The following is a 14,589-nucleotide window of genomic DNA, read 5'->3' on the forward strand; positions in this document are numbered from 1 at the left end:
TGCACTTCGTATTTGCGCGCCACGATGGAAACACTCATCCCCAGCTGCTCCGCTTCGAGCACCATCGCCTTCTTCTGTTCCGCGCTCCATCGCCGCCGGCGCTGCACACTCGTAATCACTTCGACCGGTAACATGGACAATCTCTCCCTGGTTTGAGTGCAAACACTATATCTTGCACTATGACCTATTTCCAGTCTGAGAGTGTCCGGTCGAATTGGGGGCTACTTCACAGAAGCTCCTCAAAAATCTTTTCCTTGATGGCCATGGGTAATGCTCCTGTGTAATGGGCGTCTTATCCTAGCCCTCGCCATTTACACAGACATTACCTACACCCCCGGCAAGTCATGCGACTTGGCCGGGAGTGAAAGCCATGCTCAGGACTTCTCCTCTTCTTTGCAGATGAAAATAGCATCAAACGGGAAATCACCCTCTCCCTTCTTGCTCCACGCGAACCATGCGGCGGTTACAAAGTTATCATGAACAGCTGTGACCGTCATCTTTGGTCCGCCAGACTTCAGCCGAACGACATCACCGATCTTGAATTCACTATCCATGAGTACCCTCCTTTCATCCGCTCTCTTGAAAAACTCTGTCTCCTGTCCAAAGAAACCAGATCACCTGACAAGTCTGCCGGCAGCATTCAATCAGATAATATGGGAAGTCACTTCGGTTTAGGATTTGCACCGAAAAGCGGCAGTAAATTTTTCTCCTTGAGGACGGATATCTCTTTCAGAACCTCGCTCGTACTGTTATATTTCCCGACGACAATTCGATACCATGTATCCTTCCGGGTCGCCTTTTTGGCGATAACCTCCACCTTTTTTCCTCTCAATGACGGCTCGTCCCTGTAAAGCTTCGCAAAATTAGGGCTCGAGAATGTGCCAACATTGATTTTATACGTTTGCATGGAGGACGAAACGATCAGACATCCTTCTGATATTTTAGGCATTCTGATTCTCTGGTTGACCGTAATGATATTAGCATCGGTAATCTCGGGGTTTGAATCCAATATTAGGTCCGCAATAGTCATGTTTGACATTCCGTAGTGCTTTTCCGCCAAGAGTGTAATACTCTGTCCTTTTTTCACGATGACGTCATCTGTCGCTCGCACTATCTCGCTTATGCGCTGCGCAGTTACGGCCTGTGGCAGAGCGGACGGGGAGGATTGAAAGAGCCGCGTCCTTGTCTCCATAGGCGGATGTTGCTCACTGACTATGGAAGTCTTCTTTGTTGCTGTTTGAGAAGCTGGTACAAGAGGTCGTTCGGTGTGGAATAGAGAAGTCCAGATGGATACGATGTTCTGCCGGTCGAAAGGCCAGTGCTGAAGGAATCCATACGCAGCGAAAACAATTCCTCCCACACTGAGCATGAGCAGGAGGATAACTGCGATGTGCCATGGTGTAAGAATCCTTTCACGCTGGATTTGATGGGATCTTTTAGGGAGCCTGAAGATGCTTGCGGACTTGAATTGCCTGTGTGACGGACCTTCCAGATTCTTTATGACTTCGTGAACGAGCTTCGCATCTATCTTTTTCTTGGATTTGGTGAAGCCGCTCAGTAAGGCATTGTCGCACACGATATTGATAAGGCGGGGAATACCTTTCGCATAGGTCGTAATCGCAGAGACTGCTTGGAAGGTGAATACGTCCAAGGTGCAGCTACTGACGAGCTTAAGGCGATGCTCAATGTAATCTATCGACTCTTCGACGGTTAGGGGCTTAATCTCTCTCTTGATCACTATGTTTGTTTTGAGGCTTTTCAGACTTGGCGTATTGAGAATATCTTCAAACTCCGGTTGTCCCACGAATACAATCTGAAGTCGTCCCGATGCCAAGGGTTCCAGATTGGGTAATTTCCCCAGTTCCTGCAGTGTTTCCGTTGCAAGATGCTGTGCCTCATCAATGATCACCGCCATCGTCTCATCGTCACCTAAATTCGACAGATATTCAACAAGCTGGCTCTGAAGGGCCTTTTTATCCTTCCCGGAAATATCAAGACAGATCTCATGGAGGATACTTTCCAGTAACTCTTCAAAGGTAATGAATGTATTGTAAATGAAGGCTGTTTTCACACTCTTATTGAGGCTCTTCAAGAGAGTGTGAATAAGCGTCGTCTTGCCTGTGCCAACTTCCCCAATAATGCTGATGAAACCTTGCCGCGTTTCTATGCCCTTCATCATCGCATCGAGAGCTTTCCGGTGGCTTGATGTCAAATAGAGAAATTCCGGATCTGGTGCGACATCAAAAGGATTCTTAGAAAATCCATAAAATTCATTATACATTTATCGCCTCGCAAGTATCATGTCGTCGCATCATTGAGTTCGCAAATCAGTTAGGAACCGGTTCTTACCAATTCGTTTCGGTAGGATTTTGATCATCGAATCTTTCATATATGGAAGTCAAAGACTGTTCTTCCCGGATCCAATTCATCTATTGATAAGAACTTGTTTCTTTATTGATAATAATTGCTTTTATAAGAAGGGAGTATAGGGATAATGATCGTGTGCGTCAAGCAAATCTCGGTCACAGTAATGATGACCATAGACCTCGCATGAGTGGCAGGAACCTTGTCATGGCTAAAGATTACCGAGGGATACAAAGCAAGTCTTTAAAATCAGTAGAAGCTACCTCACATGAAATGGACTCTTCATTTCCGTCTTTCTTATTAATCGAGAAGGTCTTCTCGTCATTTACACCTATTACTAAATGTAATTTGGCGTGGATGTGATTTAAGCATTACTGGATGAATGGCGCAATAGAAAAATGGCAGGATCATTTGATGATCCTGCCATTTTTCTAATCACACGAATAAAGCGGCTTTGCTATTTCTCAAGCTTCCTTCTGGCTCCTGCCAACCCAACCAGCCCAAGGCCGAGCAGCAGTATGGTGGTGGGTTCAGGAACGGCAGCAAAACCGGTCACTACATTGTCCATTTCAAATGCAACCGCGCTCGTCCTGAACTCGAAAGCCGTAAACAATTCATCCGCATCAAAGAAGAGATTGACGTACATGTTTGACCCATCTTGGAATTGATTACCACTATAGCCACCGAAGACATTTAGAAGCTCCGTGCCCGTTATCACTCCATCCGACAGGATGCCATCACCAATAAAGGGGGAGTCGCCGCTATAGAAAGCTATCTCATTGTAGGTGTCAATTGAACCATAGTAAAGGCCAAGATAAGAGATTTTTACACCGTAAGTCTGCATAAAATCTTCATACAAAACGCGAACCGCCGCGGTGTTGCCATCGGGGTAGTCTGTACCTGGGGCATAAGCATAAAATGTCGTGTCACCGGCTGGCGTGGCAGCAACACCAGTAACAGAATCTTTTCGAATTCCGACACTGCCGTACATTATAGACAGATCAGTGTAAGGGTTCAGCGAATTGAAGCCACCGCCGGCATTAACGTAGATATTACCTCCGGGAAGCACAATTGTTTCTCCCGCGCTTCCTGGCTTATCGAAGGTCTCGATGAAGTATCCGGGTAGCGCAACATTGGCATTATTTACACCGACAGGGCTCGTCTTTCCCGAGTTGTCTGTCGGAACCTGGTAATCGAAACTCACTGTTACAGCCTGCACCGGCGAACCTGCGAAAGCGAAGACTGCCACGACCACAACAGCCAATAATTTTGCATATGTCCTCATCATAAAAATCTCCTCTCTTTTTGAAGGTACCGAGCCTTCAGCATCAAGCCCCGTGTGCAATCTAGCGTGCATGTATCATGCCATATTCCGCACGCCGGCTCAACTGCTTGATTAGTAACGATTATTCTAAATACGAATTATTAGTTTTGTCTATTCCCCGTTAGCAGTGTAAGAAGAACCGACACCACAATAATGGGAGACAATTATTCTATCGTCCTAATTTTCCGTAATTAGAATCGATTTTTGCTATATATAGCGCGTTGATAAAATATCCATCACCCCTCCCGCTTCGAAATGTACATTATTTCATCTCCCTGCAGTGTGCTAAGAGATATCTTTATATGTTTACGTTTTTATAGGCCATTATGACCCGATTGCCCGATTTCAGTTCCTGCATGATTGTGACCCTCGCAGAAATGTCAGATGCCTTGATCTTCAGGAGTTCCCATTCCCCATCGCATAACGGGCTTGGAGTGCGGGAAAATCTCTGTCCCGAATCTTTTTCGCAAGGAGTCACAGAGTATCATATTTCTATAAATCTGTATTTAAATCAGATGCACCTGCCAAGTGAGGGTCACGGATCCTTTATCTGAGTTGCATATTTTTTATAAACGAAGAGCTACTGAACATGCTGAATACAATTCAACACAGATCGAAAAACTGAACTGCCTGGGATCGGTTCCGAGAATATCTGTCTTACAGTATACTTAGCCACTGTTTCTCATTTCTGTCCCAGACCCATAATTGACTGCTTTTTTTATTTCAATTAACACACGTGATTCGTTTTTATATATACTTGCGCAAAAAATATTTTTTCACCTGTCGTGATGACACTTGCCCTCCTTTAAACTCAATTTTTTACCATTAGCGGCCCCTGCTCCTGGGGCGTTTGATCAGAGAGTAACTTGCTCTTTGTCATATCATTGTTTAGCATGCCGGCGGCACCCGGAAAGAGGAGGCCGCATTTTCACTGGTGCATTATGGTCGGCAATTCGCGTGGTCCGGGGACTGGCGAATGGATCATTGGTGAAGCTTTTGCTATCCCGCTCAGAAGAGAACTGTATTCGACAGTCCTCCTTTCCGGCCTTGCCAAAATCAGCGCTAGGGGGTCGGATTCATGAAGCAGAAGAAGTCGTTCAAGAAAAGGTGTCAAGAAACTTCCCCGGCATCTGCAGCATATCAACGTTTGTGCGGCGGGTATCGACATTGGTTCCTGGAGCCACTTCGTGGCGGTTCCGGAGGGAGCCAACGAGCAGGCGATGCGGGAGTTTACAGCGGATCAAAGGCGCTTCTCGATGGGGAGACGCGCGACAGCGGGACGGTCCTGAGACGGCATAGAGCCCGCCTGGGAGCACCCAAGGCGATCCAGGCGACCGCTCACAAGATGGCACGGTGGATTTATCTGATGCGAAAGCATGGGATCTCGTACGTCGATATCGGCCAAGATTATTACGAGCAACGACACCGGACACGGGTGATCCAAAACCTGAAACGAAAAGCACATTCGCTGGCCTTCGAACTGATCTCCATGCAAGCTGTCACAATGCAATCATAAACATCAACGAATAAAGGTAGTTGGTATTAAGTTACTCAGAAGAAATAAATCAATGAGTTGTTAAAACTAGCCAGCCTTTCAGGGAGGAGTAAAATGCAGAAAATTTCCTTCAGAGAATCGCGATGGGTGCTCTTTCCAATCTGCTTTGGAGTGATCTTCACCGACATGGTGGGCTATGGAATCATTTCACCAAGCATTCCCCTTTTTGCAAAAGCCTTATCAGCCAGCGATTCACAGATGGGCTACGCTTTTGCAGGCTATCCGATAGCCTTTACCCTATCGATCCTCCCCCTTGGCCTTCTGGTGGACCGGATCGGCAAGAATTATCTCATCATCTCAATCTCGTTATATGTTCTTTGTCTTGCAAGCCTTATGATGGCATTTAGCACGAGTATTTGGATGCTCATCATAGCCAGGGCCCTTCAGGGATTCGCCTCGGCATCAGCGTGGGTTGCCACGCAACCTCTGGTTGCCGGAGCGTCTGACGATGGAGGAGTGAGTAGCCAAGAGATGAGCATTGTGACTATAGCTTCCGGCGTCGGTGTCATCGTGGGGCCCCTCTTGGGTGGTATCGGCTCGCTTGAAACCCCGTTCATCATCAATGCAGCACTAGCCTTTTTCCTGGGGCTCACAGCATCTTTTTTCCTGACCCGTCAAGGGACAGGTTCTCCTGAAAAAAAGCAGGGCTTGCTTCGGATGTTTAAAAAGAAGGGTATCCTTATTGCTTGCCTTGCGATCTTCTTTTCGTGTTCCTGTTTCGGTATCATGGAGCTTCTCCTGCCTCTCTACCTCGACCGCCTTGGATATGTGAAGCTATACATAGGACTCCTTTTCGGGATCTTTTCCGTACTCTATGTGGCCTCCCAACCGTTCATCAGCCGCTGGATCGACCGAAAGGGGGGCTATGGTCCGATCTATATGGGAAGCCTGGGCCTTGCCATTGGCATGGCCTTGGTCATCCAAGTAACTGGGTTCTTGAGTGTCTCAGTGATCATGTCTTTCCTTGGAGTATTCAGCGGCATGCTCTTTCTGGCGTCGATGTTCATCGTTGGTGAAGAGAGCAGTAAGGGACAGCGAGGAAGTGCCTATGCCATCTGGAACCTGGCTTTTTCTTTGGGGTATCTGATCGGCCCGGTGGCGGGAGGAAACCTGTCGAGTCTTCTCGGCCTAAAGGCAGCTTTCTATGTTTTTGCAACTGCCCTCCTCATTGGAACTGCATGGATTTTCTTTTCTGTCAGAGAAGCAACCACAAATAGATAATAGGTTAACGCAACGTTCTATTGAAGAGTAAAATTAGAAATTCAGAGCTATGGGGAAGGCCTTCCTTGACCAAGACCAAGGAACAACATGGTTGCGAGTTCGGGAACGGCAGCATTATGCAAAGCTTGTAGTTCATAGTTCATATGTTGCATCATACTGTCCACCAAAAACCGGTCCAGTTTTATGTTAGGATAGCGGCATAAAGCTAGACCAGAAGGAGGTCAGGATGAGTCGGAAGCGATTTGCGCCGGAGCAGATCCCTAGCATCTGCAGAAATTGGGTGTGATCTCTGCCAAATCATCCTGAAACCACCCGGGGAAAACCCCTCAACTAGCTAAGACTCTTTATCTTTATCTCCTTACACCGTATTTAGCTTTTTTTTGTGGATCACTTTTATGATTTTTTTTGATCCAATTATTAGCTTGCCATTATCCAAATTCATTTCATCAATATCATTGAGGACCATGTAACAATCATCTAAAGACCATGTTGGGCTCTGAATGACTATTTTTTTTCCAGTTTTTCGATTGAGAATTATTCTTTTTGGAATCTTTCCCCGTACTGTCTTTGGAGGACCATATTTATCTAAGAGCAGAGAGAAAAATTTGTCTGCATCTTTTCCATTAAAAGTTACCTTTATTAACCCGATCTTATTATCATCACCATAGACATATATTACCGTTTCTGTCTTTATACTCAATTCTGGTAAATTCAGTATTTTATATTCATCATTGTCAAGCTTTAAATAACATAACTCCTTGCTTTCTTGTTCGCATATCTTCATTTGTTTATCTATTGGCGTATCAAGAGTAAGTCCTCTAAACGAAAAAGCAAATACGGGGATATCCATAAGCACAGAGAAAATCACGAAAGTAGCGACAATTAACCTTTTCATCTTATCCTCCGTGATACATAAATCAGGCAAAACTGGAAAGAAATTGCCTCTTGGAACTGCGGTGTGTTGAAAAGATTAGTATTGATCAGGTGAAAGATGGCGATTTCTCTTTTGCTTTCAATCTTCTGAACAAATAGTACCGACTATGCCAACTTCCGGGCTACTCGTTTTGGAAATAACGTGCACAGGGGAAATAGTGTGAGCCTGACCCTTTACCAATCAATACCGGGACCGCCTCACTTCACAATCTCCGTTCCGATCCCCGTGTCCGTGAATATTTCGAGTAGCATCGCATGCATGATACTGGCATCGAGTATATGGGCCTTCTTTACACCACCCTTTAAGGCCCTGACGCATGCTTCTGCTTTTGGTATCATCCCAGAATCAATTACATTATCTTCTATAAGACGCTTGACGTCTGAGGACTTCAAAGTCTCATAAAGTGTCTTCGGATCTTTCTTGTCCTTCATGATCCCCATCACGTTCGTGAGCAGAACAAACTTTTCGGCCTTGAGTTTGGCCGCTATCGCGCTTGCCACGTCATCCGCATTCACATTGTAAAGTTCTCCCTCACGGCCATGCCCAAGCGGATATATTACAGGCACCAAATTGTCGCTTAAAAGCCTTTTGACCACTGTCGTATCGACTGATGTTACCTCGCCCACAAACCCAAGGTCATCTTTGGAAGTAAGCTTCTTAACCTTTATGAGTTCGTTCTCCGCGCCGCTCAAACCGAAAGCCCGCGCACCCATTCCTTTTAGTTCGGCCACGATCCTCTTGTTTATTACGCGGAGGGCCTTGTCGATGATCCGGATGGCATTATGGTCAGTATAGCGCCGGCCGTCGATGAATTTCGGTTCCAAGCCGGCTTTTTTCATCATCTTGGAGATGAACGCACCTCCACCGTGAACGACAACCGGGTGCATCCCGGCGTAGTTCATGAACATGACGTCCTCGAGTATTCCTCTGTCGATGCCTTTTTCGTCAACCGCAGCCCCGCCATACTTAATCACGATGGTCTTTCCGTAGAATTTCTTGATGTACGGAAGTGCCTCTATCAATACACTACTTTTCCTGATCGCTTCTTTCATTATGGCGAAGTTTCCGTATTGATGGTTACGTATTCATTCGAAAAGTCACAGGTCCAAGCGGTGGCGGACCCATTTCCGTTTTTCAGATCTACCTTGATCAATACATCCTTGCTCTGGAGATACTTTTTCACCTCCATTTTGTCGAATGTTTCCAGACTCGAGCCGGCAGAGAGGACCTTCGCCGGGCCTAAATATATATCCGTCCGATCCGGATCGAAATCCACTCCTGCCGCCCCGACCGCGGCTGCCACCCGGCCCCAGTTCGGGTCTTCCCTGAACATTGCGCATTTGAGAAGATTCGATGCCGATATCTTCCTTGCAACAATCCTCGCGCTTTCATCGGTCTTGGCACCCACAACGCTAATCTCGAGAAGTTTCGTCGCGCCTTCGCCATCGGCAACGAGCATTTTCGCCAAGTACATGCACAAGCCCTTGAGTGCTTTCAGGAAAGTATCGTAGTCTTTGCCAGCTACTGTGATCTTTTCATTCTCCGCCAGGCCGTTTGCCATAATGAAGAGCGAATCGTTCGTGGACATGTCCCCGTCGGTCGATATCATATTGAAGGATGCGTTTGCCGCATCAGAAAGCGCCTTCTCTAGCATCGTCTTGGAAATAAATACGTCTGTAGTAATAAAGCCGAGCAACGTTGCATGCCTTCCAGCCGAGATCCCTGGAGACTTGCCATCCTTCTCCATTTGCGGGTGTATCATCGCGATACCTTTGGCCGCTCCGCCGATTCGAACAATCTGGCCACCAATCTCTACCTTGACGGCGCCCTCTTTCTTCACCGTATCCGTGGTTAAGATCGCCCTGGCAAAGTCGCCTCCGCCCTTCTCCGACAGGCCCGATATCAACTCAGGCACCTTTTTCTTTATATTCTTCAGCGGAAGCCGATGTCCAATAATCCCGGTGGAAGCAACCAGAACCTCGCTCTCGCCGAATGCCATGCCTTTGGCTATATACCTGGCCATCGAAAGTGCATCGGCATCCCCCTGGAGACCATTGGCGCAGTTTGCATTGCCGCTGTTCACCACGATAGCCTTGTGTGTCTCGTTCCCTAAGTTAGCTACGCTAAGCTTTACAGGGGATGCCTTGAAAATGTTGGTTGTAAACACCCCGGCAGCCACGGCTGGCGCCTCGGAATAGAGAAGTCCCAAGTCCAGTTTACCTGACATTTTTATGCCGGCACTAATACCGTTCGCCAAGAACCCTTTCGGAGAAGTTACTCCACGGCTCATGATGACCTCTTTTTGCCTTCTAGTGGACAGACTATCTTTTTTGCGCTGCTGAGCGCATAAATTCTGGCCAGTATTTCTCATCCAAGCCATCCAGAAGAAACGACCAGAGTTCGGGAGAGTTGTCATTCACCTCTTTTTCCAGTTTCTCGATGAAACCCAAATAGGGTGTCACGGGACCGTAGTAATCGACCTGCGGGCCGATTTCCTGAAAGGTGAAATGAAATGTCTTGAGAGCATACCAGAGTTTCTTTTCCATGGCCGCCAGCCAATGGGAAAAGTTGATCCGTCTCGTTTCATGATACATCGCCTTGTATAATCCGAGGATAACGACCGGCTGTTGGCGCTTCCGATCCTGCTCAGTCCTCTCCTCGGGATTCTCCGCCAGAATACCGCCTTGGGATTTCGTCAAGTACGACTCGACTGCGTAAATACCATCTTCTTTACGTCTTCGGAAAGACTTCCTCAAGGCGAGTCGGGATACTTCTACCACACTATCTGTTGCAAGTGTGGAATTGTCGATATCAATCTGATGGCAATGCTCATTCATGGGAAAACCATTTTTCGAGTTCATTACCAGCCGTGAGGTACCGATCACTCTATCATCGGCAAAGGCGGCAAAATGGATGGAATTCTCATCGAACTCATCAATTTCCAGACCATCGGGATAATCTGATGTGGGAAGATATCCACATTCTTCACAGTATACTTCATAACGCACCCGGAAAATTTCCTTTAAAAGCTCCTCCGAATCTACTTTTTTGAATTTGAATTCCATGATTTCATTCCCTCCCTAAAGATTCATTCACATTCAATGGCCGCACAGTGCGGAATATTTCGCTTTGATTTCCTCTGCATGCTTCTGTGCGCATAGTTCTCCTTCTTTTATTGCCTCATCGAACTTGAGCCACTCGAGCATGCCAATGCCCTCTGTATGTGGCCTCATGACGACATGAGCGAGGTGAAGATGCGCCTCGGTGATCTTTGTCGAGGAGGTTGAGTACCAGCGAGAAGTGATCTGAAACAGGCTGGGCTCCTGGTACATTTCGCGTAAGCTTTTGCTGAGCAGCTTCCTTTTCTCACCCTTAAGACCTTGTGCATTCCGTTTCTTGGGATTGTAGAATGAAGGGTCGATCTCAGGAGCAACGTTTACGGCGATGTTGAAGTCTGTCCCCATGTTGGCAAGCACGTCGACGGGCACTTTGTTCGTCACGCCGCCATCTATCAGGTAATAGTTCTTCCACTTTACCGGACGCATGATGATCGGCATCGAACCCGAGGCCCGAACCGCGTTTTTGAGTGTCCCCTCGTCGATCACGATCTCCTGGCCCGAGATCAGATCAAATGCCAGTGATGCATATGGAATGATACAATCCAGAATGGTTGTTTCTTGATAGGCTTCCTGATTCATGTGGTCGACCTTGCGGCCCTTGACGATGTTCGTCCATGGGGGGACCTCCCAGTCGAAGAAGGCGCCTTTCGATGTCCAGATGCGACGCATCAACTGCTCGGTCTCATGGCTGTTCTTACCCATTGCAAAGGCAGCTCCCATGATGGCTCCCATCGAGCAGCCAACGATTGCATCGACTGGAATCCTGAGATGCTCCATCACGCGCCATACGCCGATATGGGCAAAACCCTTCGCTCCACCGGCCCCCAAGGCAATACCAACGCGGCATCCTGCGAGTTCGCGAGCCAGGCTGGCAATACGCCTTCCCGTCTGGCTGTCTTGATCCATGACGGGCATCAAGTCCTGTGACATTTGAAAATCCGTTACCTCGTTTGAGGCAAGCAAGAAGACGTTCTTGATGCCCGTGGCATCGACCAAAGGCTTGAGGATGGAACCCGGACGATAGAAATCGAAGTCCCCGACAAGGCCTATGCGCAGACGTTTGGCTGCTTGAGAGGGGCTTATATTCAGTTCTTTAACAATCTCTGCAACAGCCGCATGGTCTTTCACGTTGTTTGCCAGCAGGTAGATCTTCTCTGCCATGTTCAGAACTTCTGACGCCCGCGTGTCGAATATGAAGCCTGTATCGACGATGACAACATCGTAAAGACGGCAGATAACCGCAAGCAAGTCTCGAAGTCGTGACCACGCAATGCCGGGCGTTCGGCTCAAAGGTTCTGGAAATGTGAGAACATGGAAATGCTCTCCCAGAATGATGCAATGGGCCTGAAAGTCGCTTAATGTCGAAAAGACTCGACGGTGTTCAAAAACCCCCAGGGCCTCCTGCTCACTCCTGGGGGCAACGCGGTGGAGCGGTGCTTCAAAAGTCGACTCGCAGTCTACCAGGACCACTCGCCTGTTTGCCTGCTTCACAACGGATGCAGCCAAATAAAGCGAGATAGAGCAGTCACGAAGGTCTTCACCGATGCGATGAATCACATTGAGCCTGGCCGATCGCGGGTTGCTCACCATGACGTTGGTACTTGAGATGTATCGAGCCAGGATTCGATTGAGGCGAAGCAGTACGGATGGATTTTTCGTGAATGTTGCTTCGAATACTTGCTTCGAAAGCCGGAGAAGGCGTGTGTCCTCGATTGCCATGACATCAGCCGAGATCGGGTCTCCGGTCAGCAGGCTCATCTCTCCGAAGAAACCACCAGGGGCGTGTGTCTTGAGCAGGATCATGGGCCGGCTGGCACGGTCAACGGCGACGGCTTTGTTTGTCCGGCGGTCTTTGTTTTCCCGATTACCGGATGAACGGGTTCGGCGGTCGGAAGCCTGGTTTGTACGCCGATTGGTAGTAATGAAGACGCTTACTCGTCCTTCCAATACAATATAGAAGTGAGTCCCTATGTCGCCACTGCGACAGATTAAATTGTCCCGTGGCACAACGACCTCTTCACCACTGGCAGCAATTTCGGCCAGCGAGGCATCGTCAAGGTCCTCCAGCAGTTCGACTTTACGGAGAACGTCTAGATAACCCGACATGAGACCTCCAACGATCAGGAAGATAACCCGGTGCGAACAGAAGACGCCTATTTGAGTTTTTCCCCGCCTCCATTTATGCTGTGGGAAGGCAATGCGTGAAATGGGTTGTTACGGTCTCCATCAACCATTTGGGAATGACAATTTAATAAAGACAACTAGTTATTTTGTCAAGATGAAAAAAAATATGGAATTTTCATCTTGACAACAGGGAGTCTCTTCCTTTAGCCTTAATAGGTATCTGGAAATTCTTTTATCCCGTCCAGAACTTACCCGTTGTCTGGTTAATAACATAATGAGAGCGGAGTATAGTTCGCCTTTTTCACTAAAATGCCTCAATTCAACCCATATTAGTTTTGTTTGAATAATACATAACAATGGAGGTACTTAATATGTTTGATGATTTCACCTTCAAGGTCCAGAAGCATTTTCTTCAGAACTACTTAAACAAATCAAGTGCGTATCACAAACAGGATCAGGAGAAATACCTGCTGAAAGTTTTTCACAAGTACGCATCGGCCACCCCTGCATACACCAAATTACTGAAAGAAAAAGGGATCGACCCGTCAAGCATTACATCTGTCGACGCATTTAAGAAACTTGTACCCATTATTGACAAATTCGAAACCTTTATCAAATACGAGGACCGGATATCGAATCTCTGTGTTGATGGAAATTATGATGATGTTGTAGCAATCCTGTCCAGTTCGGGCTATTCTGGGCGATTTTCCTATGGACTCATTTCGAAAGAGGAGGACAAGTCAGGCAGAAACATCCTGGATCTCTATCTGGACCAGCGTTTCCAAATCTCGAAACGCAGAACGCTTCTGATCAATTGCCTTCCCATGGGTGTGAAAGTACCAAGCGAACGAACGGCAGTCGGCGATATCAGCGTGCGGCCGGACATGGCGGTTGCTCTGGTAAGGAGTTTCGGCAAGGATTTCGATCAGATCATCATGGTGGGCGAAAACACCTTCATGAAACACACTCTCGAATACGGAATCGAAAAAGGAATCAACTGGCCTGACTTGAATGTCCGGATCATCGTGGGCGAGGAGAGTTTCCCGGAGACATATCGAACCTATATCGCGTCTCTGATTGGTAAAGATATCGACCATACGGACGAGGTAATCATCGGCTCCTCGATGGGAATATCAGAGATAGGCCTGAGCGTCTTCCAGGAATCCATCGACACCATCAAGATAAGAAGGAAAATGGATGCCCAGCCGGAGCTGCGACGGAAATACTTCGGTGACGTCAAGTTTACCCCGATGCTCTTCAACTACATCCCGATGGTCGTATATGTCGAGGAACACAAGAACGAAAAGGACGATTTCCCTGAATTTGTGTTCACTCCGCTGAGCCTGAAGAGAAAGCTGCCACTCATCCGATACAACAGCCACGACAAGGGAACGCACGTTTACCCGGGTGACGATCTGAAGAAGAACATCAAGAGCAACCTGCCGATGGTTGCCATTTTCGGACGGGGAGACCACATCGTTGTGGAAGGAACCAGGATATATGTTGAGGGAGTGAAAGAGATGATCTACGGCGACATCGCCTTTGCATCGAAGGTAACCGGGAATTTCCTGCTTCCTCCGGGCACGCACCCGCAGAAGCCGGTTCCATTGCGCATCCAGATGAAACAGGGTGTCACCGCTTCACCGCAACTCAAGAGTGATGCGGAAGCATTGATCGGCAATCATTATGGAGACTTGCTCCGGGTGGAGCTTGCTGATTACAAAGAGATGCCGATTGACTTCGAGAGAAAAATTGCATACCTCGGCACGTTGTAAATCTTTTGACCTGCTGAATCAGTAATAATCACTCATCGTTAACAGTCCAATCGGGATAGGGGCGGTCAGGATTCCTGACCGTTCCCCTCCCACACAACCCGGCATGCGGGTCCGCACCGGGCGGTTCGAGTCGTTGAGTTCATGAGAGCCGGGGTACGCCGAGGCGGTCGAAG

12 protein-coding genes are annotated in these 14,589 nt (G+C 47.7%); 3 read left to right on the forward strand and 9 right to left on the reverse strand.

Going from position 1 to position 14,589, the window contains the following annotated elements:
• The 4 genes from HPY65_18995 to HPY65_19010 all read right to left on the reverse strand — a co-directional run.
• The coding region (locus tag HPY65_18995) for a transposase (protein NPU86566.1) at positions 1 to 134 on the reverse strand (134 nt) is incomplete at its 3' end.
• Positions 135 to 374: 240 nt separating this feature from the next.
• Positions 375 to 554 carry a DUF2158 domain-containing protein gene (locus HPY65_19000; GenBank protein ID NPU86567.1) on the reverse strand — a complete coding sequence of 60 codons (180 nt, stop codon included), beginning with the start codon at positions 552 to 554 and terminating at the stop codon, positions 375 to 377.
• A gap of 107 nt (positions 555 to 661) precedes the next feature.
• Positions 662 to 2,281 carry an AAA family ATPase gene (locus tag HPY65_19005; protein ID NPU86568.1) on the reverse strand — a complete coding sequence of 540 codons (1,620 nt, stop codon included), beginning with the start codon at positions 2,279 to 2,281 and terminating at the stop codon, positions 662 to 664.
• A gap of 540 nt (positions 2,282 to 2,821) precedes the next feature.
• A complete protein-coding gene (locus HPY65_19010; GenBank protein ID NPU86569.1) occupies positions 2,822 to 3,652 on the reverse strand; it encodes a PEP-CTERM sorting domain-containing protein in 831 nt (276 codons plus the stop codon).
• 1,114 nt (positions 3,653 to 4,766) lie between these two features.
• Here HPY65_19010 and HPY65_19015 point away from each other — a divergent pair.
• Positions 4,767 to 5,204 (forward strand): hypothetical protein, encoded by a 438-nt coding sequence (locus HPY65_19015; protein NPU86570.1) that lies wholly within the window; start codon positions 4,767 to 4,769, stop codon positions 5,202 to 5,204.
• 93 nt (positions 5,205 to 5,297) lie between these two features.
• Complete coding sequence (locus HPY65_19020; GenBank protein NPU86571.1) at positions 5,298 to 6,464, forward strand: MFS transporter; 1,167 nt, start codon at positions 5,298 to 5,300, stop codon at positions 6,462 to 6,464.
• A 358-nt stretch (positions 6,465 to 6,822) separates the two neighbouring features.
• On the opposite strand, the gene HPY65_19025 is transcribed toward HPY65_19020, so the two are convergent.
• The 5 genes from HPY65_19025 to HPY65_19045 all read right to left on the reverse strand — a co-directional run bounded on the left by HPY65_19025 (position 6,823) and on the right by HPY65_19045 (position 12,623).
• Positions 6,823 to 7,359, reverse strand: coding sequence for a hypothetical protein (locus tag HPY65_19025; GenBank protein ID NPU86572.1), 537 nt, complete (start codon positions 7,357 to 7,359; stop codon positions 6,823 to 6,825).
• Between the two features lie 236 nt (positions 7,360 to 7,595).
• A complete protein-coding gene (gene argB, locus HPY65_19030) occupies positions 7,596 to 8,450 on the reverse strand; it encodes an acetylglutamate kinase (protein ID NPU86573.1) in 855 nt (284 codons plus the stop codon).
• Positions 8,450 to 9,688 (reverse strand): bifunctional glutamate N-acetyltransferase/amino-acid acetyltransferase ArgJ, encoded by a 1,239-nt coding sequence (gene argJ / locus HPY65_19035; protein ID NPU86574.1) that lies wholly within the window; start codon positions 9,686 to 9,688, stop codon positions 8,450 to 8,452. The genes argB and argJ overlap by 1 nt, the downstream gene beginning before the upstream one ends.
• A 31-nt stretch (positions 9,689 to 9,719) precedes the next feature.
• On the reverse strand, positions 9,720 to 10,463 hold the full coding sequence (locus HPY65_19040; GenBank protein NPU86575.1) for a PEP-CTERM/exosortase system-associated acyltransferase: 744 nt from the start codon (positions 10,461 to 10,463) through the stop codon (positions 9,720 to 9,722).
• A 33-nt stretch (positions 10,464 to 10,496) separates the two neighbouring features.
• Complete coding sequence (locus HPY65_19045; protein ID NPU86576.1) at positions 10,497 to 12,623, reverse strand: cyclic nucleotide-binding domain-containing protein; 2,127 nt, start codon at positions 12,621 to 12,623, stop codon at positions 10,497 to 10,499.
• Positions 12,624 to 13,012: 389 nt separating this feature from the next.
• On the opposite strand from HPY65_19045, the gene HPY65_19050 reads away from it, so the two are divergent.
• Complete coding sequence (locus HPY65_19050) at positions 13,013 to 14,416, forward strand: hypothetical protein (GenBank protein ID NPU86577.1); 1,404 nt, start codon at positions 13,013 to 13,015, stop codon at positions 14,414 to 14,416.
• The last annotated feature ends 173 nt before the right edge of the window (positions 14,417 to 14,589 follow it).

The organism is Syntrophaceae bacterium (assembly GCA_013177825.1).
In the GTDB taxonomy this organism is placed as follows: domain Bacteria; phylum Desulfobacterota; class Syntrophia; order Syntrophales; family PHBD01; genus PHBD01.

Excerpts from the sequence above, each read along its gene's own strand:
- HPY65_19000 (NPU86567.1), bottom strand. The coding sequence starts at position 554 with ATGGATAGTGAATTCAAGATCGGTGATGTCGTTCGGCTGAAGTCTGGC.
- HPY65_19015 (NPU86570.1), top strand. The coding sequence starts at position 4,767 with ATGAAGCAGAAGAAGTCGTTCAAGAAAAGGTGTCAAGAAACTTCCCCG.
- HPY65_19020 (NPU86571.1), top strand. The coding sequence starts at position 5,298 with ATGCAGAAAATTTCCTTCAGAGAATCGCGATGGGTGCTCTTTCCAATC.
- HPY65_19025 (NPU86572.1), bottom strand. The coding sequence starts at position 7,359 with ATGAAAAGGTTAATTGTCGCTACTTTCGTGATTTTCTCTGTGCTTATG.
- HPY65_19040 (NPU86575.1), bottom strand. The coding sequence starts at position 10,463 with ATGGAATTCAAATTCAAAAAAGTAGATTCGGAGGAGCTTTTAAAGGAA.
- HPY65_19045 (NPU86576.1), bottom strand. The coding sequence starts at position 12,623 with ATGTCGGGTTATCTAGACGTTCTCCGTAAAGTCGAACTGCTGGAGGAC.
- HPY65_19005 (NPU86568.1), bottom strand. The coding sequence starts at position 2,281 with ATGTATAATGAATTTTATGGATTTTCTAAGAATCCTTTTGATGTCGCA.
- HPY65_19050 (NPU86577.1), top strand. The coding sequence starts at position 13,013 with ATGTTTGATGATTTCACCTTCAAGGTCCAGAAGCATTTTCTTCAGAAC.
- HPY65_19010 (NPU86569.1), bottom strand. The coding sequence starts at position 3,652 with ATGATGAGGACATATGCAAAATTATTGGCTGTTGTGGTCGTGGCAGTC.
- argB (NPU86573.1), bottom strand. The coding sequence starts at position 8,450 with ATGAAAGAAGCGATCAGGAAAAGTAGTGTATTGATAGAGGCACTTCCG.
- argJ (NPU86574.1), bottom strand. The coding sequence starts at position 9,688 with ATGAGCCGTGGAGTAACTTCTCCGAAAGGGTTCTTGGCGAACGGTATT.